Raw genomic sequence first — 420 nt, 5'->3', positions numbered from 1 at the left:
TGTTTCCTTGCCTAAAGTCTAAAAAAATTAAGGAGGAATACCAAATGAGAAACCTCAAGCGTGTTCTCAGCCTGGTCCTGGCCGCCATGATGCTCATCGGCATGATGGTCGTGGGCGCCAGCGCTGTGAATGCCTCGGATTTCACCGACTACGATGAAGTCCAGCACAAAGAGGCTGTCTCCACCATGGTGGCGCTGAACGTCATCGACGGTAAGGAAGACGGCTCCTTCTTTGCTCCCTCTGACACTCTGACCCGTGAAGAGATGAGCAAGATCATTGCTTACCTGATGAACGGCGGCGTGGAGCCTGTCACCGGCATCAAGCCCGTCCCCACCTACGCCGACATCGACGGCATCTGGTCTGAGAAGTACATCGAGTACGCCACCGTCATGGGCATCATCGCCGGTGACGGCGCCGGCA

General features: G+C 56.0%; 1 protein-coding gene. It reads left to right on the top strand.

What is annotated here, in order from left to right; all coding sequences use genetic code 11:
• Positions 1–44 precede the first annotated feature (44 nt).
• Positions 45–420: S-layer homology domain-containing protein (locus H6B51_RS18655; protein ID WP_204884827.1), on the top strand; the 376-nt coding region annotated here is incomplete at its 3' end.

Source organism: Pseudoflavonifractor phocaeensis (assembly GCF_016901955.1).
Lineage (GTDB): Bacteria > Bacillota > Clostridia > Oscillospirales > Oscillospiraceae > Flavonifractor > Flavonifractor phocaeensis_A.
Note: the sequence above shows the minus strand (reverse complement) of the source record. Positions and strands in the feature narration are given on the sequence as shown.